The sequence below is a fragment of the Flavobacterium sp. CAN_S2 genome (assembly GCF_015752255.1).
Taxonomy (GTDB): Bacteria; Bacteroidota; Bacteroidia; order Flavobacteriales; family Flavobacteriaceae; genus Flavobacterium.
In genome coordinates this window covers 171,524-190,753 of sequence record NZ_JADOVA010000003.1, presented here as the reverse complement: position 1 = coordinate 190,753, position 19,230 = coordinate 171,524, and the positions used below count along the sequence as shown (strand labels likewise).

At 34.6% G+C, this 19,230-nt stretch carries 21 protein-coding genes and 1 tRNA gene; 11 read left to right on the top strand and 11 right to left on the bottom strand.

The window, feature by feature from the left end:
- The first annotated feature begins 25 nt into the window (after positions 1 to 25).
- The 3 genes from recQ to IWX80_RS10660 are packed head-to-tail and all read left to right on the top strand — an operon-like array spanning position 26 to position 3,409.
- Positions 26 to 2,221: a DNA helicase RecQ gene (gene recQ, locus IWX80_RS10670; protein WP_196853425.1), complete on the top strand. Its 2,196-nt coding sequence runs from the start codon at positions 26 to 28 to the stop codon at positions 2,219 to 2,221.
- A 9-nt stretch (positions 2,222 to 2,230) separates the two neighbouring features.
- Positions 2,231 to 2,983, top strand: coding sequence for a hypothetical protein (locus tag IWX80_RS10665; RefSeq protein WP_196853424.1), 753 nt, complete (start codon positions 2,231 to 2,233; stop codon positions 2,981 to 2,983).
- Between the two features lie 3 nt (positions 2,984 to 2,986).
- A complete protein-coding gene (locus IWX80_RS10660; protein ID WP_196853423.1) occupies positions 2,987 to 3,409 on the top strand; it encodes a hypothetical protein in 423 nt (140 codons plus the stop codon).
- 91 nt (positions 3,410 to 3,500) lie between these two features.
- Here IWX80_RS10660 and IWX80_RS10655 read toward each other — a convergent pair whose 3' ends face one another.
- Entirely contained in the window at positions 3,501 to 3,740 is a 240-nt protein-coding gene (locus tag IWX80_RS10655; protein ID WP_196853422.1) for a hypothetical protein, read from the bottom strand.
- A gap of 212 nt (positions 3,741 to 3,952) precedes the next feature.
- Between IWX80_RS10655 and IWX80_RS10650 the strand changes: the two genes are divergently transcribed.
- The gene (locus IWX80_RS10650; RefSeq protein WP_196853421.1) at positions 3,953 to 5,515 is read left to right on the top strand and encodes an NAD(P)/FAD-dependent oxidoreductase; all 1,563 of its coding nucleotides are present in this window, start codon (positions 3,953 to 3,955) and stop codon (positions 5,513 to 5,515) included.
- A gap of 55 nt (positions 5,516 to 5,570) precedes the next feature.
- On the opposite strand, the gene IWX80_RS10645 is transcribed toward IWX80_RS10650, so the two are convergent.
- The 6 genes from IWX80_RS10645 to msrB form a co-directional block, all read right to left on the bottom strand.
- Complete coding sequence (locus IWX80_RS10645) at positions 5,571 to 6,056, bottom strand: nuclear transport factor 2 family protein (protein WP_196853420.1); 486 nt, start codon at positions 6,054 to 6,056, stop codon at positions 5,571 to 5,573.
- A 44-nt stretch (positions 6,057 to 6,100) separates the two neighbouring features.
- Positions 6,101 to 7,183, bottom strand: a complete 1,083-nt coding sequence (locus IWX80_RS10640) for a glycoside hydrolase family 130 protein (protein WP_196853419.1) — start codon at positions 7,181 to 7,183, stop codon at positions 6,101 to 6,103.
- 67 nt (positions 7,184 to 7,250) lie between these two features.
- Positions 7,251 to 8,036 (bottom strand): CHAD domain-containing protein, encoded by a 786-nt coding sequence (locus IWX80_RS10635; protein WP_196853418.1) that lies wholly within the window; start codon positions 8,034 to 8,036, stop codon positions 7,251 to 7,253.
- A gap of 238 nt (positions 8,037 to 8,274) precedes the next feature.
- A complete protein-coding gene (locus IWX80_RS10630; protein ID WP_196853417.1) occupies positions 8,275 to 9,582 on the bottom strand; it encodes an amidohydrolase in 1,308 nt (435 codons plus the stop codon).
- A gap of 206 nt (positions 9,583 to 9,788) precedes the next feature.
- Positions 9,789 to 10,403 (bottom strand): peptide-methionine (S)-S-oxide reductase MsrA, encoded by a 615-nt coding sequence (gene msrA, locus IWX80_RS10625; RefSeq protein WP_196853416.1) that lies wholly within the window; start codon positions 10,401 to 10,403, stop codon positions 9,789 to 9,791.
- 1 nt (position 10,404) lies between these two features.
- Positions 10,405 to 10,965 (bottom strand): peptide-methionine (R)-S-oxide reductase MsrB, encoded by a 561-nt coding sequence (gene msrB / locus IWX80_RS10620; RefSeq protein ID WP_113635288.1) that lies wholly within the window; start codon positions 10,963 to 10,965, stop codon positions 10,405 to 10,407.
- Positions 10,966 to 11,253: 288 nt separating this feature from the next.
- Between msrB and idi the strand changes: the two genes are divergently transcribed.
- From idi to IWX80_RS10585, 7 genes are all read left to right on the top strand, one after another.
- The gene (gene idi, locus IWX80_RS10615) at positions 11,254 to 11,802 is read left to right on the top strand and encodes an isopentenyl-diphosphate Delta-isomerase (RefSeq protein WP_196853415.1); all 549 of its coding nucleotides are present in this window, start codon (positions 11,254 to 11,256) and stop codon (positions 11,800 to 11,802) included.
- Positions 11,803 to 11,813: 11 nt separating this feature from the next.
- Entirely contained in the window at positions 11,814 to 12,224 is a 411-nt protein-coding gene (locus IWX80_RS10610; RefSeq protein WP_113635284.1) for a 6-pyruvoyl trahydropterin synthase family protein, read from the top strand.
- Positions 12,224 to 12,679 carry a peroxiredoxin gene (locus IWX80_RS10605; protein WP_196853414.1) on the top strand — a complete coding sequence of 152 codons (456 nt, stop codon included), beginning with the start codon at positions 12,224 to 12,226 and terminating at the stop codon, positions 12,677 to 12,679. The genes IWX80_RS10610 and IWX80_RS10605 overlap by 1 nt, the downstream gene beginning before the upstream one ends.
- 152 nt (positions 12,680 to 12,831) lie before the next feature.
- Positions 12,832 to 13,794 (top strand): type I phosphomannose isomerase catalytic subunit, encoded by a 963-nt coding sequence (locus tag IWX80_RS10600; RefSeq protein WP_196853413.1) that lies wholly within the window; start codon positions 12,832 to 12,834, stop codon positions 13,792 to 13,794.
- A 68-nt stretch (positions 13,795 to 13,862) separates the two neighbouring features.
- Positions 13,863 to 14,129: a hypothetical protein gene (locus IWX80_RS10595; RefSeq protein ID WP_073209770.1), complete on the top strand. Its 267-nt coding sequence runs from the start codon at positions 13,863 to 13,865 to the stop codon at positions 14,127 to 14,129.
- A 78-nt stretch (positions 14,130 to 14,207) separates the two neighbouring features.
- Positions 14,208 to 14,281: transfer RNA gene (locus IWX80_RS10590), tRNA-Thr, on the top strand.
- Between the two features lie 128 nt (positions 14,282 to 14,409).
- Entirely contained in the window at positions 14,410 to 14,874 is a 465-nt protein-coding gene (locus IWX80_RS10585) for a DUF5362 family protein (protein WP_196853412.1), read from the top strand.
- A gap of 181 nt (positions 14,875 to 15,055) precedes the next feature.
- On the opposite strand, the gene IWX80_RS10580 is transcribed toward IWX80_RS10585, so the two are convergent.
- From IWX80_RS10580 to IWX80_RS10565, 4 genes are all read right to left on the bottom strand, one after another.
- On the bottom strand, positions 15,056 to 15,766 hold the full coding sequence (locus tag IWX80_RS10580; RefSeq protein ID WP_196853411.1) for a DUF4369 domain-containing protein: 711 nt from the start codon (positions 15,764 to 15,766) through the stop codon (positions 15,056 to 15,058).
- A 198-nt stretch (positions 15,767 to 15,964) separates the two neighbouring features.
- On the bottom strand, positions 15,965 to 17,827 hold the full coding sequence (locus IWX80_RS10575) for a M61 family metallopeptidase (protein ID WP_196853410.1): 1,863 nt from the start codon (positions 17,825 to 17,827) through the stop codon (positions 15,965 to 15,967).
- A 52-nt stretch (positions 17,828 to 17,879) separates the two neighbouring features.
- A complete protein-coding gene (locus IWX80_RS10570) occupies positions 17,880 to 18,827 on the bottom strand; it encodes an alpha/beta hydrolase (protein ID WP_196853409.1) in 948 nt (315 codons plus the stop codon).
- Between the two features lies 1 nt (position 18,828).
- The gene (locus IWX80_RS10565; protein WP_196853408.1) at positions 18,829 to 19,173 is read right to left on the bottom strand and encodes a hypothetical protein; all 345 of its coding nucleotides are present in this window, start codon (positions 19,171 to 19,173) and stop codon (positions 18,829 to 18,831) included.
- Positions 19,174 to 19,230 lie beyond the last annotated feature (57 nt).

The following is a 19,230-nucleotide window of genomic DNA, read 5'->3' as shown; positions in this document are numbered from 1 at the left end:
TATACAAAATACCACATAATAAAGAATGAATCCAAACGAAATTGACATACACAAAGAATTAAAGAAGTATTTTGGCTTTAGCCAATTTAAAGGATTGCAGGAGCAAGTCATAAAAAGCATCCTGAATCAACAGAATACATTTGTGATCATGCCCACTGGTGGAGGAAAATCACTTTGTTATCAATTGCCTGCTTTAATTCAGGAAGGAACTGCTATTGTGGTTTCTCCTTTGATTGCTTTAATGAAAAATCAGGTGGATGCCATCAGAAGTTTGTCTTCTGAAAATGGTGTGGCGCATGTTTTAAACTCTTCCCTTACCAAAACTGAAATTGCCCAAGTTAAAAAGGATATTACTTCCGGATTGACCAAGTTGCTATATGTAGCCCCTGAGTCATTGACTAAAGAGGAATATGTGAATTTCCTGAAAAACGTCACGATATCTTTCGTAGCCATTGATGAAGCACACTGTATTTCAGAATGGGGACATGATTTTAGACCGGAATACCGCAATTTAAAACATATTATCAAGCAATTGGGTGATGTTCCTATTATTGGTTTAACTGCCACAGCAACACCAAAAGTGCAGGAAGATATTCTGAAAAACTTAGATATGACTGATGCAACTACTTTTAAAGCATCATTCAACAGACCTAATTTATACTACGAAGTACGTACTAAAACGAAAAATATCGAATCGGATATTATTCGGTTTATCAAGCAACATAAAGGAAAATCTGGTATTATTTATTGCCTGAGCCGCAAAAAAGTGGAGGCAATTGCCGAAGTTTTGCAGGTAAATGGAATCAGTGCCGTGCCTTATCATGCGGGATTGGATGCTAAAACCCGAGCCAAACATCAGGACATGTTTCTTATGGAAGATGTTGATGTGGTGGTCGCGACCATCGCTTTTGGGATGGGAATTGATAAACCGGATGTGCGTTTTGTAATTCATCATGATATTCCTAAATCACTTGAAAGTTACTATCAGGAAACGGGTCGTGCCGGTCGTGATGGTGGCGAAGGACATTGTCTGGCCTATTACTCCTATAAAGATGTCGAGAAATTAGAAAAATTCATGTCGGGGAAACCAGTTGCCGAACAGGAAATAGGATTTGCTTTGTTACAGGAAGTAGTTGCTTATGCCGAGACTTCGATGTCCAGAAGAAAGTTTCTGTTGCATTATTTCGGTGAGGAATTTGATGATGTTACAGGCGAAGGCGCTGATATGGATGACAATGTGAGAAATCCGAAAACTAAAATTGAGGCTAAAGATGAAGTAGTGAAATTGTTGCAAGTAGTACGAGACACCAAACATTTATACAAATCAAAAGAAGTTGTTTTTACATTGATTGGTCGTGTCAATGCGGTTATCAAAGCACATAGAACGGACACGCAGTCTTTTTTTGGATGTGGTTCCGATCATGACGAAAAATATTGGATGGCCTTGTTACGACAAGTGCTAGTTGCCGGATTTTTATCGAAAGATATTGAGACGTATGGCATTGTGAAAATTACGGATAAAGGACTGGATTTTATAAAAAATCCACAATCGTTTATGATGTCCGAAGATCATGAGTACAATGAATCAGTGGATGAAGCGATAGTTACGGCTTCAAAATCTACTGGAGTTGCTGATGAAGTTTTGATGAGCATGTTGCGTGATTTGCGTAAAAAAGTGGCTAAAAAAGCCGGTGTTCCCCCTTTTGTAGTATTTCAAGATCCATCGCTGGAAGATATGGCCTTGAAGTATCCTGTTTCTCAGGAAGAATTAATCAATATTCACGGTGTTGGTGAAGGAAAAGCCAAAAAATACGGAAAGGAATTTTTAGAATTAATCAGCCAATACGTAGAAGATAATGATATCATTCGTCCAGAAGATTTAGTGGTGAAATCAACCGGAGTCAATTCAGTCAACAAGCTGTATATCATTCAAAACATAGACAGGAAATTATCTCTAGATGATATTGCTTCCGCCAAAGGAATCAATATGGATGCACTAATTAAAGAAATGGAACAGATTGTTTATTCTGGAACTAAACTAAATATCAAATACTGGATTGATGATATGCTTGATGATGATCAGCAGGAAGAAATTCATGATTATTTTATGGAATCGGAATCCGATAATATTGAATCTGCCTTAAAAGAATTTGATGGAGATTATGATTTGGACGAGTTGCGTCTGATGCGAATCAAATTTATCAGCGAGGTTGCTAATTAAGATAGTTTTATGAAATTTTTAAAAGTGTTTTTTGCTTTTATTTTTTTAGTATCATTTAAATCATTTGCAACCAGTCAGGTTCCGGATTATTTAATTATAAAAGAAGATACTTTAGCCATACAATCAAATCCGTTAGAAGGTTATTTTAAAGACCATCCAATTCCAGGAAAATTAAGAACTAGTATTTCTAGTGCCAATTGGAGAGGTTATATCGCTTATTTTAAATTTTTAGATGGAAAACTCGTTGTTGAAAATATTTACAAAAAAATTTATAAAGAAAACAGCAACGGCAAGGCTGATTATTTATTAACCTCTATTTATGAAGATGTTTTTGGAACTAAATCTAATTTTGAATGCAATTATTATTCGGGTTTATTAATATGTCCTTCAGGTAAAATATTGCAATATGTTCATATGGGTTACAGTTCTATTTATGAAAGCTACAATCTTATAGAAATAAAAAATGGAGTCAATCTTAAATCCAAAAAATTCAATGCAGAAGAGTTTCACAAATTTAGAAGAGATTATTTTAAATATTTTAAGCGTACCGAAGAGTATAAAATAAAGGCTAAAGATTTTAAAGAGACGATTCAGTCAGATCTTTCTAACGGCTTATATCTTTCGGAAAATCCAGGTATAGGAAGAAAAAACGAATCGCTGAAGGCAAAAGAAGCAGAGTTTAAAGCGGATAAGCAAGTCGATTCTTTTATGTTTGCTTTTTTAAATGATTATATGAAAACAATAGAAATCCCAACGAATTAATTTATGAAAAAATTACCTCCATTTTTTAGAACTGTTGCTTTGGCAGTATTTTCACTTTTAGTTTTTAGTTTTACAATCGATAAAAAAGAGCAAGACGATAAGTTGATCGGTATTTGGAAAGGTTTTGAAAAAGATCGACAGATAGAAGGAGTTGAGAAGCATTGGATACAGCAAAGATTTGGAGATGGCACTTATATGATAATGTTTACCACAAAAGAAGATTGTGAAGTCGAGACCTTTACTGAAAAAGGGAAGTGGTGGACTGAAGATGGTAAATTTTACGAATCGTCAGAAAGCACTAAAGATATTGATATTTATAATTATGAAGTTAAAAATGACGAGGTCGTTGAGTTTAAGAGCATAAGGTTGTCTGGGGAAAACAACGTGACCTATATATTTAATGATTATAAACTTGATTTAAAGTGATTCAAGTTTGAAATGTGCTACTTAATTCCACTAAGTCCCAATATTGTGGAGATTTTATTTTAGTTTTTTAAGATACTGGGATTTCAAAGTTTTACTCAGTATATATTTCTCCTCGATGCGGTTTCAAAGCATCTCGAACCTGAATCATGTTTTCATCGGTGACAACCATAAAGGCAATGGCTTGCATTTCGCCTTGAATTTCAAAACCGGTAATGTTCAACGGTAATTTTTCAATTGCGATATATTCTTTTAAGTGAATCTCATGATGTTCCGCTGTTTTTGCGGAAGCAGGTCCACGAAAATCCCAAATCAATTTTATTTTTCTAGACATTTTTTCTAAGATTAATCGGTTAACGGTTTAAATGGTTACCTGTTTTAAAGGACAAAGTTACAAAGTCTAATTTGAAAACAAGCTAATTTGAACAGTTGAACAACGGAATCTACTTTCAATAACAAGAATTCACTACAAAATACTACTTTTGTACCTAGATTGTTGGACGGTTTATCAAAGTCTAATAATTTAAAAATCGAATAATCTAGAAAATGCCTCAAGAACTCTTATTACAAGTATCCCCAGAAATTGCAGCAAATGATTTGTTGTTAAAAAACCATTTATCCAAACAAATTAGCGTTTCTGTAAATGAAATTCAGCATGTTTCTATCCTAAAAAGATCGATTGATGCCCGCCAAAAAGCCATTAAAATCAATCTTAAGGTATTGATTTTCATGAAGGGAGAACCTTTTCAAGAGCAAAAAATACAACTTCCAGAGTATAAAAACGTTTCTTCGGCTCAAGAAGTAATTGTTGTTGGCGCAGGACCCGCGGGACTTTTTGCCGCATTACAATTGATAGAGTTAGGGTTGAAACCAATAGTTATTGAACGTGGGAAAGATGTTCGTGGCAGACGACGCGATTTGAAAGCCATCAATGTTGATCATCTAGTGAACGAAGATTCTAATTATTGTTTTGGCGAAGGCGGAGCAGGAACTTACTCGGACGGAAAGCTGTACACCCGTTCTAAAAAAAGAGGTGATGTAACCAGAATTTTGGAATTATTTGTTGCTTTTGGCGCTTCAGCCGATATTCTGATTGAAGCACATCCACACATTGGAACTAATAAATTACCTCAGATTATTCAGGATATTCGGGAGAAAATCATCGAATTTGGCGGACAGGTTCTGTTCGAAACCCGCTTGACAGATATTTTACTAAAAAATAATGAAGTACAGGGTGTTGTTACCCAAAAAGGCGATACGATTCTTGCTAATAAAATTATTTTAGCCACGGGACATTCAGCTCGGGATATTTTCGAATTATTGGACCGAAAAAAGATTTTTATCGAAGCCAAACCTTTTGCCTTGGGCGTAAGGGCAGAGCATCCTCAGTCTTTGATTGACAGTATTCAATACAGTTGTGATTATCGTGGGGAATTTTTGCCTCCGGCTCCATATTCTATTGTGAAACAAGTAGGAGGAAGGGGAATGTATTCATTTTGTATGTGTCCCGGCGGTGTAATTGCGCCTTGTGCAACGAGTCCCGGTGAAGTGGTTACTAATGGTTGGTCACCATCTAAAAGGGATCAGGCTACCGCCAATTCCGGAATTGTGATTGAATTACAACTGGAAGATTTTAAACCGTTTGCTAAATTTGGTGCTTTGGCAGGAATGGAATTCCAAAAAAGTATCGAGCAACGCGCCTGGCACTTGGCAGGAGAAAGCCAAAAAGTTCCTGCACAACGCATGATCGACTTTACGCAAAACCGAGTTTCATCAGATATTCCTAAAACATCTTATGTTCCCGGGACAACTTCTGTAGAAATGGGACAGGTTTTTCCTGGATTTTTAACGCAAATTTTGCGAGAAGGATTTACTGAATTTGGAAAATCGATGCGCGGTTATCTGACCAATGAAGCGATACTTCATGCTCCGGAATCTAGAACATCGTCGCCGGTACGTATTCCCAGAGATCCTTTAACATACGAACATGTTCAAATAAAAGGTTTGTATCCTTGCGGAGAAGGTGCAGGTTATGCTGGCGGAATTATTTCTGCCGCTATTGATGGTGAGAAATGTGCGTTGATGATTGGTGCGATTTTGAACAAATAAAATATATTTTTCGATTCTTCAAAAAAAATAGAACTCGCTTTTACTACTTTTTTAATCAATGGTCATAACTGATTACTCTCGCTATTTTCCATTGATTGTCTTTTTTCTTCCAAATCATTAGAAATTTGAAGGTTCCAATTTCTTCTTTGCCGTTTTCCATGTGGCGGAATTCGTGAACGCCAATTTCAATCGCTCCATAGTCTTTTATAGGATGAACTTCCAGCGTTCCTTTGACTAGTTTTCGGGTCAGTTTATTTTCGTTTTTAAACATATTTGAAAAATTGTTAAACACGGTTTCATATGACAGTAATCCACCATTATCCTGAAACCATTCTAAATCTTCAGTAAATAAAGATTTGAATTTTTCGAAATTTTTTTTGTTAAACGCTTCAAACATAATCTCGTCCATTTGTTCGATTTCCTTGTATAGTTCGGCTGATGTCGGCGCTACTTTCTTTTCTTGCGCAGTCGTAGTGTTCATTACAACTAACGCAAGAATTAGATTTAAAAAGAACATAAATTTGAATCGATTTTGTTTCATCGTAAATTATATTTTTTGAGTTTATTTGTACGTGAGATTAATATTTATTTTTTAACAGCAACGGCAATTTTTGAATCAGCAGTTCCATAATACAGAAACCATTGTTTTTTAAAATAAACCAATCCTTCAACAAAACAAACCTCATTTACTTCGCCTGTTTTTTCATAAGGCCTGTCAGGATGAATGAAATAATCCTCCATTCGGTCTATTAATTTATAGGGCTTTTCTTTGTCAAAAAGCGCCTGACTTGCCGCATACGTGAATTTAGGTAAATTTGGATCGTTGAAATTGGCGGCATTACTTCCGTTATAAATTAGTACAATACCTTCTTTTTGGACTAGAGCAAAAGGACCAGGTTCAACCAAACGACTATCAAAATAACCCGTTCGAGGATGTAAAACGGCAATCATTTTTTTGTTTTCTTCGTTTTCGGCTACTTCCCAATGGATAAGATCTTCGGAGGTTGCCAAGTATAAATCAGTATCTCCAAAATACATCCAGTATTTGCCTTTAATTTTTGTAGCTGTGATTTTGTCGCCGTTTTGTTTACAAACGATGGCTCCGGATTTTGACCACAAATCTTTGTATTTTTCCTCCTTTAAAACTAAACCGTGTTTTGTCCATGTTTTTAAATCTTTTGAGCTGGCTAAACAAAGCCGGGCCGTTTTGCCATCATACGAAGTATAGGTCATGATATACGTTCCGTTTTCACTTTCAATTATTCTTGGATCTTCAACGCCACCTTTCCATTCGTACTGTTTCATCGTGTCGTTATCTGGATAAAAAATGGGTGCCGGTTGTTTTTTAAAATGCAGCCCGTCTTCGCTGATGGCTAGACCTAATCTTGATGTCATTTCCTTGTCCTGTGCTCTGTAGATAAGATATACTTTTCCGTCTTTGACAATTGCAGAGGGATTAAGTACATTCCGTTCTTCCCAATGTACTTGTTTGTTGCTTATTGGGGATTGAAAAACTTGATTTAATTGAGGTTCTAAGATTGGGTTAAGGCTATCTACTTTTACAAAGTTGAGCATTGCCCAATCTTTGCTTTTCGTTTCGGATTTATAAGCAGAATTACTGCCACAACCAATTAACGTAAATAATAATAGCGTAAAGATTTGTTTCATACTGTTCAAAATATTTAAGAAGGAATATAATTCCTTTAGTTAATTAAGATTCAATTGTTTAAAATATTTATAAAAAAGTCTTAGAAGGTAAAGTTGCATTAATTTTATGAAATAACAATTCTCTTTTTAAAGTTACCACTACTTTAATAGTTTTAAGATGTTTTCTTTCTTTAGAATTTTTCTTGTAGGATGGGATTGTATTTTTCAAATGGAGGATAGCAACTTCGTAATCGTGCCATTCTCCAAGCATATCTGATAATAGCGTTTGAGTTGAAATCAGTTTGCTTGATTGGTCAACAGGGAATATTTTCTCATTGTATTGGTACACTTTTAATCGTTTCCGAAAATTATGCATTTCATTCTTTTTAAAAATATCTTTACGGATTAGTTTTTTTATCTCTTTTCTCGTTTTGTTGCGATACCGATTTACTTTTTTTTTGCCTGTCTTTGCAAGAAAATCAATTATTACTAGGTGCTTTTCTTTTAACTTTTTGATTAAGCGTTTATTTGCAAGTAAGAAAAATTTTTGTATTTCTTTGGCCTCAAGCTTTTTTAGTTGATTCGGATATTTTTTTAGTAAACTAAAACTGGGCTGTTCCTCAATAATGGTTTGTTGCAGTTGAAATTCTCTTACTTTACCGGCTTGTTTGAAAATAACGCTGAAAGGTTTAAAGGTTTTTCTGGGTTTAAAGTTCTTTTTGCAAAAGGCAGTTAACTCAAATAATGCTTTCAATTTTTTGATTTCAACGCGGAGTTCATGAAAAGTTTCTACAGAATATGATTCGGGTGCTTTTTCCAAAATGAGGTTCAAAGCACTTTCTCTGGTTTTAAAATATGTAACAAGTTCTTTCATTTCGCAGCCAAATAATTGATTTGATTTTCTATAAATTCCTTATGCGGTTTTTAAAATCCTTTGTATAAAAACAGTTCAAGCTATTGAAGTAAATTTACAAAAATATGGTGAAAAAATTATTTAAGTTTTTGTAAATCAATTGCATATTATTTTTATTTTACTAAAAGGCGTAAAAAAACCGAAAATCTCTTTTCGGTTGTTATTTTTTAAATTTTAAAAAATTTTCTGTTATCAGGTTTTATTTTTTTGCATTCATTTCCATGTAGTCTATTGTTAAGTCGGACATTGCTTTCATTCCTAATACAAAACCACCTTCGTCGATATAAAAATCAGGTGTGTGATGTGAGGCTGTTTCTAAAGGATTTTTGCCTTTTGGCATTCCCCCAAGGAAAAAGAAAAGTCCGGGTATTTTATCTTGATAATATGAAAAATCTTCTGCTCCAGTTGCTGCCGGAGTTAGTATCACATTACTTTTTCCAGCCACAGCTTCCAGTGTTGGTACCATTTTTTCGGTCAATGTTGGGTCATTGTAGGTTATCAATGTTTGTTTTGTGATGTTTATTTCGGCAGTGGCTCCTGCGCTTTCTGCGATATTAGTAGTGATTTGTTTCACTCGGTTGTGAATCATTTCCTGTACTTTTTTGTCTAAGGTCCGAATTGTTCCTGCCATTTCAAGTTCTTCCGGAATAATATTGCTTCTTACACCGGATGTGATTTTCCCGACACTGACCACAGCTGCTGATTCTGTGAGATCTACATTGCGACTCACGATAGTTTGCAATCCCATTATTATTTGTGAAGCTGTAACAATAGGATCTACGGATTGCCATGGGCTGGCTCCGTGGGACTGTTTTCCTTTTATTTTTATTTTGAACCAGTCTGATGACGCCATTGCACCTTTTGGTCGGTAATTGATTTTGCCGACTTCGGTGTCTGCGCTGATGTGTAAGCCAAAAATCACATCAACTTTAGGGTTCTCCAGAACACCCTCTTTTACCATTAGTGCAGCTCCACCTTCTTCACCTTCGGGCGGCCCTTCTTCAGCAGGTTGGAAAATGAATTTTACTGTTCCTTTTAATTCACTTTTGATAGAAGCGAGGATTTCAGCTGTTCCCATCAGCATGGCAATATGGGAATCGTGTCCGCATGCATGCATGACACCTACTTGCTGACCGTTATATTCTCCCATTGCTTTGGAAGCAAAAGGAATATTTACTCTTTCGGTTACGGGTAATGCATCCATATCGGCTCGAAGAGCGACTACAGGACCGGGTTTTCCTCCTTTTAAAATACCTACAACACCTGTTTTGGCCACACCAGTTTGTACTTCTATACCCAATGATCGCAAATGCACTGCTATTTTTTCGGCTGTTTTGAATTCTCGATTACCTAATTCGGGATTTTGGTGAAAATCTCTTCGCCAAGAACTGACTTTGGATTCTAAAGATGCTGCCTTTTGAGCCACTTTAGTTTTTAGATCGGAATTTTGTGCTGCAGCAAAAATAGAATACGTAAATAAGCCAGCAAAAAGAATAGTTTTTTTCATTAATTGTGGTTTAATTTTGGTTAGATAACAGCTTTATTTTAATTGAAATTCAGTCAGTTTCAGTACTGAATAAAGTTGGTTAAAAACAAATATACCAAAATTATTTTGCCTGGAGGAAATTTTAAATAGTGGCCTAAAGTATCTTTCTGTGAGTAGAATATAAAAAAACCGCCTTGTTTGTTACAACAAGGCGGCAGCTTACGAATTTATTTTTGCTTCTTTAATTTATTCTTAAATAGTTTTTCAAACTTTTCCATTTTGGGTTGAATTACCATCTGACAATAAGGTTGTGTTTTGTTATTCTCATAGTAATTCTGATGATAGGATTCTGCTTTGTAAAATTTAGTCAGAGGTTCTATTGTAGTCACTATTGGACTATCATAAATCTTAGCTTTTTTAAGGTCATTGATAACTGTTTGTGCAGCTTTCTTTTGAACTTCATTTTTATAAAAAATGGCAGAACGATATTGTGTACCTACATCGGCACCTTGGCGGTTTAGCGTAGTTGGATCATGAACCGTAAAAAAGACTTTAAAAATTTCATCCAGATTCGTTACGTTTTTGTCGTAAGTAATCTGAACTACTTCGGCGTAACCAGACCTTCCCGTAGACACATCTTCGTAGGTAGGATTTGCATTTTTACCGCCTGCATAACCTGATATTGCTGATTGTACTCCGTTTAAATTTTCATAAACGGCTTCCACGCACCAGTAACAACCGCCGGCTAAAGTAATGGATTCAAGATTGGATTGCTTTGGTGCTTTACTTTGGGCAAACAAACTAGTTGTCGCCAAAAGGCACACTAAAATTAGTTTCTTCATGTTATTTGGTGTCAGGAATAAAGTCAAGGGCGATAGAATTCATACAGTATCTTTTTCCGGTTGGTTCCGGCCCGTCATCAAAAAGATGCCCTAAGTGACCATCACATCTTCCGCAAAGCGCTTCGATTCTTTCCATACCCAGAGAATTATCGGTTTTATAAACCACACTGTTTTTATTGTCTTGTTCAAAGAAACTTGGCCAGCCACAATTGCTTGAAAATTTAGCACCGGAACGAAATAGTTTGTTCCCACAGGCGGCACAATAATAGGTTCCTTTGTCATCAGTATTCCAATATTTTCCTGTAAAAGGTCTTTCAGTATCTGCATTACGCGTCACTTCATACACATCTTCAGGCAATACTTTTTTCCATTCGGCATCACTTACGTTAAGTTTTGTTGTATCCGTATTGGAATAATACGGATTTCCGGGTTTTTTAATAGTATTTTCCATTGCGACTGTTTTTTTTGTGTTTCCTTGTTTTTTTGTGGTTTGCGCACAAGCTGTGAACATGAACAGCGGGATTAAAAATAACATGCTTAGTACCTGATTTCTTGTTTTCATTTTTTTAGTATTTAAATTACAAATGTAAAACGGTTTTAAATTTTAAAATGTCGCTTACTTTGCAATTGAATTTTATTTTTATTCCGATTTAACTTCTCTGTATTTACGAAAAAATATTGTTTTTAGTTTTAAAATTATAAAGTATAATAATCTGTAAATAAGCAGCGTATTTTTGACAATATAAAATTAGAATTTTAGGATATTCAACACTCGTTAAACTTTTCACAATTTCAAAAACCCTTCAGTTACCATTTCTTTTTTTGTATTTTTGACCTGAAATACATCGATATGTTAGAAGAAAACGTAATATTAGTTAATGAGAAGGATGAGCAAATAGGATTGATGCCTAAGCTTGAAGCACATGAAAAAGCGGTCTTGCATCGTGCTTTTTCAGTTTTTGTTTTAAACAGCAAAAACGAAATCATGTTGCAACAACGTGCACATCAAAAATACCATTCCCCTTTACTGTGGACCAATACGTGTTGCAGTCATCAGCGCGAAGGAGAAACAAATGTTCAGGCAGGAAGCCGAAGATTATTTGAAGAAATGGGTTTTAAAACCGAACTGAAAGAACTTTTTCATTTTATTTATAAAGCACCTTTTGATAATGGTTTGACAGAGCATGAACTTGATCATGTGATGATTGGCTATTATGATGAGGAGCCAGTTATCAATCCGGAGGAAGTCGAGGATTGGAAATGGATGAAAATTGAAGACGTGAAAATTGATATGGTCCTTCAGCCGGCATTATATACGGTTTGGTTCAAAATTATTTTTGATGAATTTTATTATTTTCTGGAAGAACACAAAAGCCCTTTGGCCCCAAATAACCTATAATTCATAATTTTATGAAAGTTACCATTTCGCGGAAAGCCCATTTTAATGCGGCTCACAGATTATACAGAAAAGATTGGTCGTTTGAACAAAACGATGCTATTTTTGGTAAGTGTAATAATCCTAATTTTCATGGGCATAATTACGAACTGATTGTTAGTGTTACTGGAGCAATAGATCCTGAAACAGGTTATGTTATGGATGTCAAATTTTTGAGTGATATTATTAAAGAAGATGTTGAAAATCAGTTTGATCATAAAAATCTGAATTTGGATGTTCCTGAATTTCAGGATTTGAATCCTACCGCCGAAAATATTGTGGTGGTTATTTGGAATAAAATCAGAAAAAGAATCAAGCCTGAATTTGAATTAGAAGTGGTTTTGTATGAAACGCCTCGGAATTTTGTAACCTATAGAGGAGAATAATGGAACTAAAAGTAGGGGATGTAATTCCCAATTTCAGAGCTAAAGATACTAATGGAATTGATTTTGACAGTGCAACTGTAGTGGGACATAAACCGCTTGTTATTTATTTTTATCCAAAAGACAATACGCCGGGTTGTACCGCGCAAGCGTGCAGTTTTAGAGATCAGTACGAGGATTTTAAGGATCTTGGTGCGGAAGTAATCGGAATTAGCAGTGATAGTGTTGGCTCACATCAAAAGTTTGCTAAGCAATTTAAGCTTCCTTTTATTCTTTTGTCTGATTCAGATAAAAAAATCAGAAAGCTTTTTGGTGTTCCCACCGGAATGTTCGGATTACTACCGGGAAGAGTGACCTATGTAACTGATAAAAATGGCGTGGTCCAAATGATTTTTGACAGTATGCTGGCGACAAAACATATACCCAAAGCGCTAGAGGCCATTAAGAAATTAGTATAATTTATTGCTGAAAGCTACTGGAATCAATTACTGACGGATGCCTACTTATACTTTGTTTTTTGGTTATTTACTGGTTCTGTTAATGGAAATCTATTTTCGTCGGAAACAATATGGATTTTTTATACATTTGGACTTCGAAAAAAAACATTTGAATGAAACTTTATCCTTTACAATTTGAGCCCATTTTAAAAGAAAGAATATGGGGCGGCGAAAAACTAAAAACGCTACTTCATAAACCAATTACTTCAAATATCACAGGAGAAAGTTGGGAGCTGTCTACCGTGGAAGGCGACGTAAGTATTGTTGCAAACGGAGAATTGAAGGGAAAATCATTGACTGAATTAATCAATTCGTTCCCTGATGAAATTTTGGGAACTGCTGTTCATACTCGTTTTGGAAAACAATTTCCGTTACTTTTTAAATATTTAGATGCACGCGAGGATTTGTCCATACAAGTTCATCCTAATGATGAATTGGCAAAAAAACGCCATAATTCTTTTGGGAAAACTGAAATGTGGTACATCATGCAAGCAGATGATAATGCTCGTATCATTGTAGGTTTCAAAGAAAATTCAAATGCTGAGGAATATTTAGAAAACCTGGAAAATAAATCCTTACTTTCTATACTGGATGATGTAAAAGTAAAATCAGGAGATGTTTTCTTTTTAGAAACTGGTACGGTTCACGCCATTGGTGCTGGGCTTGTGGTAGCTGAGATTCAACAAACTTCAGATATTACTTATCGATTGTATGATTTTGACCGAGTAGATGCGAATGGGAATACCAGAGAATTGCATGTTGATTTGGCTTTGGAGGCAATTAATTACAATAAGGTAGAAACTAAAAAATCGTATACCACTAATAGCAATCAGTCCAATACAGTGGTTGATTGTCCTTATTTTACCACTAATTTTATTCCTTTAGACGGAGCAATTTCAGTTTCTAAATCTGGAGAAAGTTTTACGGTTTATATGTGTGTTGAGGGATCCTTTGAAATAGAATACAACCACTCAAAAATACAATATACAAAAGGAGATACTGTTTTGATTCCTGCGGCAATGAATGCATTCATTCTCAATGGAAAAGCATCGATTTTAGAAATTTACATTTCATAGTCGGTAATAGAAAGATTATGTGTACTTTTGCAGACGCAAATTAAAATTCAAATTTTAAAAAAATAAAAATGGCAAACGTTAAGAATTTAAAAAAAGACATCAACTACGTTTTAGGAGATATTATTGAAGCAGTTTACTTGTTCGAAATTTCTACTACAGGAAAACCAACAACAGAAACTAATGCTTTAATCGACGAAGCTATCGCTGCTTTTGACGCTTTGATCACAAAAGTGAACGCAAAAAAGGTAGAAGATAAAAAAGCGCACTTCAAACAAATCAACGTTGAATTGGAACAAACTGCTAATCAATTGATTGCTAAAATCAACGAATTGTAGTCAAAAAAAACGCAAAAAAAGTTTGAATTTGTTTTGGAAAAAAGAAATTCAGTCTTATATTTGCACCCGTAATGAGTCGCCAGCGTAGCTCAGTTGGCTAGAGCAGCTGATTTGTAATCAGCAGGTCGTGGGTTCGAGTCCCTCCGCCGGCTCTTAATAAAACCATCTAACTTTTGTTAGGTGGTTTTTTGTTTTAGACAAAATAACAATTTAATTGTGTTTTTATGTAATGTGCTAATTTTTTTGTTAAATTTGAAATCTAACCTAAAACCAATACATTATGGAAGAGCATTCAGTTATTGAAAGTTTCGAGATGAAACTTAATGAGTCAGCAAAAGACTTTTTAAAAGAAACGGCAAAGTGGGCGTATTTTTTATCTATCCTTGGCTACATAGGAATTGGCTTTATTATTTTTGCCGCTTTATTCGCTGGGACATTATTCTCTGCTATGGGCAAGATGAATCCTACCATGGGCGCTATGGGCTCTTCTTTTGGGATTATGATGGCTGTGGTATACTTTTTAATTGCGGTGCTTTATTTCTTTCCGGTATACTACTTGAATAAATTTGCATCAAATGCTAAAGCGGCCTTCAAAAACAATGATTCCGAAACCTTGACAACTTCCTTAGAATATCTAAAATCACATTATAAATATATTGGAATCATGACTTTGGTTGTTTTCTCTCTTTATCTTTTAATGTTTGTAGGAATGATTGTTGCAGGAATTGCTTCCAGTACTGTTTAATCTGTTAGTAGATTCTAAAAATACGTTTATTTGAATTTTGTATAATTTGAATCTACTCCTATTTATAAATGCAAAAAACCATCCTGCCGAGCAAGATGGTTTTTTAATTTTAGTTTTAAATTGGTGTAAGATTTAGAGAAAAACTTGGAGTTTTTAAAACTTTCGCTTTCTCATAAAATAATTATTGCTGTTTTTTGATAGTTGCAATATATTCCGTTAATTTTTTTCCATAAAGTGATTTTGCTACTTTTGGAGACATTGATTTTTGAATGGTATCTAAATATTTTACGTTGATATCGTAAATCTCAGATAGTGCGATAAAAGGCGATACTTCGTAATCTCTGTTATTTAATGCAAAATTGGTAGCGAATAAATATTTCCTTTTGATATTAGAATCTTGTTTTGCAGTCAGACTATCTACAGCTTTTATGTTTTGGCTTTTGATAGCATTAAATTTTTTCTCAATCAACGAAAGATTTTCATCAGTGAAACGAGTATTTATTTTTTTATATTCTTCGAATATCTCCTGATTTTTTGATCCTGTGATTTTGGCATCAGACAAATAACGGTCTAAACTAGTTTCAATTGTGATGTTGCCCGGTTCAGCAAAGAATGGGATATTATTGTCTAAAGAATTACTCACGCCTCGGTCTAAGAACAAATAAAGCATTTCTGGAGATTGTAGGTCAAGATTGCTTTCGAAAGCAGCGCTTCCATCAATATTTATGGTGTCAATGGCTACCAAACTTGTGTCAACAACTCTTTGAATATAAAGAGTTCCTTTTTTTAATCCTTTAATATTTCCGGTAATGTGAACATTGCCTTTAGATTCATTCTTGTTACAAGATGCTATCAGGATAAGTGTAACGAATGCAATAATTGATTTTTTCATGTGAAATTAAAGTTTGTTTTGAATAGGGAATCGCCATTCTTATTCTAATTTTATTGGAACGATTGCGATTTAATTGGTGTTTGTATTTTGGCGCAAAATAAAGAAAATTGTTGGAAAGATTTTGGTAACGCATCCAAATTTTACAAAAAAAATCCCAATCTATTTCTAAATTGGGATTTCTCAAAATTATTTCAGGATTTATGCTTTAAACCAAGCTTCTTTCAACGCTTTTTTTGTCGCATCAGTTGCTCTTAGTCCTTCTTTTTCTTCGTAAGGAAGTTTAACTTTTCCTTTGATTACTTGTTCTTTACCATCGCGTTTTATTTTTACGACAATAGCATCGTTCTCTTTCCAGCTCTGACTTTCAGTAATCATTTCATAGATATTGTCTAATGAATACGGTTTGTCATTGATAGCAACTAGAATATCTCCGCCTTTTAATCCCAAATTGGTATAAAAAACATTCAACTCTATATTAGGAATAACTAAAATTTCTTTGGTAGCTTGATTCACAGTGATGTATGGAGATTGTCCTTTTAGGAATACATTTCCAGGTACTTTTTCCATAGATTTTGTCACTCCAACTTTAGCCAAATAAGTTTCGTAAGGAATTGGAGTTGCACCAGATACATACGTAGTCAAAAAAGCGCCTACTTCAGGATAGGTGAATGAAGTAATTTTAGCGAAAAGCTCATTATCATTAAATGGTTTTGAAGCGCCATATTCATTAGATAATTTTTGCATCAAATCAAGAATTCCTCTTTCTCCATTGCTTTTTTCTCTGATGATGATATCGAGACACATTCCAATAAGTGCTCCTTTTTCATATACATTCAAGTATTGTGCTTTGTAAGGTTCTGTCAATACATTTGCGCTCATTGTTGTGAAAGGCATCGTGTCATTCATAGCATTTGCATGCTCAATTTTTTCTGCCATACGCGTATAAAACTCTTCTTCAGTAATTAATCCTTGGTTTATTTGGAAAAGGTTCGCAAAATATTCTGTTACTCCTTCATACATCCATAAATGTTCTGACATTTTAGGCGTGTTGTAATCAAAGTAATGAATCTCTTTAGAATGAATCGTTAAAGGTGTTACAATATGAAAAAATTCATGTGAAACGACATCTTTCATTGATTTTACCAATTCTGATTTAGGCATCATTTCAGGTAAAACAACTGTTGTAGCTGTAGGATGTTCCAAAGCTCCAAATCCTTTTGCGTCAGTAGGCGTCATGCTGGATAAATACAGTAAAACAGTATATTTTTTAGTAGCATTAATTTTTCCTAAAAACGTTTTCTGAGCAATCATCATCGTTTTCATTTCAGGAGTAATGCTTTCTGCAGTTACTTTTCCAGTTGGAGAATAAACACCAATAAGGATTTCCATTCCGTCTACTGTAAAAGTAGTGTAGTCCGGTTTTGCATACATAACAGGATTTTCTACTAATTCAGCGTAACGTTGCGTTTTAAAAACATCGTTGGTCGGACTTGCATCCAAATCAGTCATTGATGTTGCACCCCAAAGAGTCTCAGGATGTGAGATGCTCACAGTGTATGCGAAATCTTTTTTGTCTTGGAAATAACCCACAAAACCATGCATGTTCAGCATGAAGTTTTTACCCGCATCAATATTTGTTCCCGCAGGAGAAAAAATATCGTTTTGACCAAAACCGCCACCTTTTTCAGTATCGAAAGTATCGTTTACTAAATAAGTGATTTTTACCAATGATTTTGCGTTCTTAATATTCCACGTGTTGTCATCGGTTTTTGTGGTTGAAAGTACGTTTCCTTTGCTGTCAAATGCTTTGAAATCATCGATGTATTTCCCGTAATCATCAATAGAATACGTTCCAGGTACAATTTTAGGCACGCTGTACGTTACTTCTTCGGTGGTGATCTTTGGCGAGGTAATGGTAACCATCACTTTATCGTCTTTAATGTCATTTAAATTAATGGCAACTTCTACTTGTTCTTTTGCTACAGCAGTGACAGATGAGGTTCCAGTTTTACAGCTCCAAAGAACTGAAGCAAATGCTAATGCAAAAATTATTCTTTTCATTTGTTGTTATTTTTTTATCTGTTAGTCTTCCCAATTGTAAAAATGTTACAGTTTACAATGATTTTACAAAGGCTGTTATTGTGTTTTTTAATGTTGGAACTATTGGTAAATCAGGATTAGTATAGGATTTCATGTTTTCAGTGTCATCACCTTTGATTTCTTTAAAAACATGATTCATATTTTCAATCAAAACAAGTTCAGCTTCGGGCTTTGCTTTTTTTAGTAGTTCTGCTTCTTGAACTGAAACTTGTATATCCTTGGTTCCGTTGATTATTACGATTGGCATTTGTAATTTTGCAATTTCAATTTGCGGATTGTATTTTATCCACGAAATCATGTAGGGTTGAATACTTTCTCTAAAAATGGAAGCTAACATCGGATTTTTTAATTCGAAAGTTTTTCCGCTTCTCAGGATATCAAGATTTTTTTGTGTTTCTTCTTTTAGAAAAGGCGCCTGTTTTGCGATTTGTTCAACTAAAACGGCATCAATAGTTCTTCCGGCTCCAGCCAATGAAATAAAACCATCTGCTTTGTCTTTGGCGGCAATCATTCCTATTAATGAACCTTCACTGTGTCCGGCGATTATAATTTTGTTGTATTTTTTTTGATTTTTAAAAAACATCAAGACAGCTGTCGCATCAGTAATAAAATCATCAAAAGTAAGCGTTGCCTCGTTTACGTTTCCTATTTTCACTTGCGAAATGATTCTCTTATCATAACTGAAAACGGCAATGTCATTTTTTACTAATTCTTCGGATAAATATTTTAAGGAATTATTGATTAATCCTTTTTGATTTCCATCTCTATCCGTTGGTCCTGAACCTGCAATAAGTAGCACAAGATTCGTCTTTTTATTTTGTTTTAATGGGGAATACAACGAACCATTTATCAATGGATTTATAGCGATTTCTTCTTTATTAAAAGATTTGGTTGCTGATTCTGTTTGAGAAAAACCGAATATAGAAAACAACAATAGTACTAGGAGGAGAGATTTTTTCATTTTATTTTGCATTTATTTCGTTCATTGTCAATTCCGGATTTTCAACTTCAATAATTAGTTTATGGTAGTAGGAATCTTTGAGTTCGACAATAATCGCATTTTTTTTATTGCAAACATCCCAAAAATTACGTTTGCCCTTTTTTATATACGTTCCGGCAGTAATAACCCAAGGTAATTGGGTACCCGGCATTTTCCATCCAATCCAAAACGTGAATTCATCTTTGCTTTGATATGCGCGAATTATTTTGTCTTTTGGTACCCTAATCTTATTTTCGAAAGCCCAAAATTTGTGACTTCCAAGAATATCAAAAATAAATTCATTCTCGTTTGATGTTACTGAAACCATAATTTGAGGTATAAAGCGAGTATTCTAAAAAGAAAAAACTCCCGGATATCAGGAGTT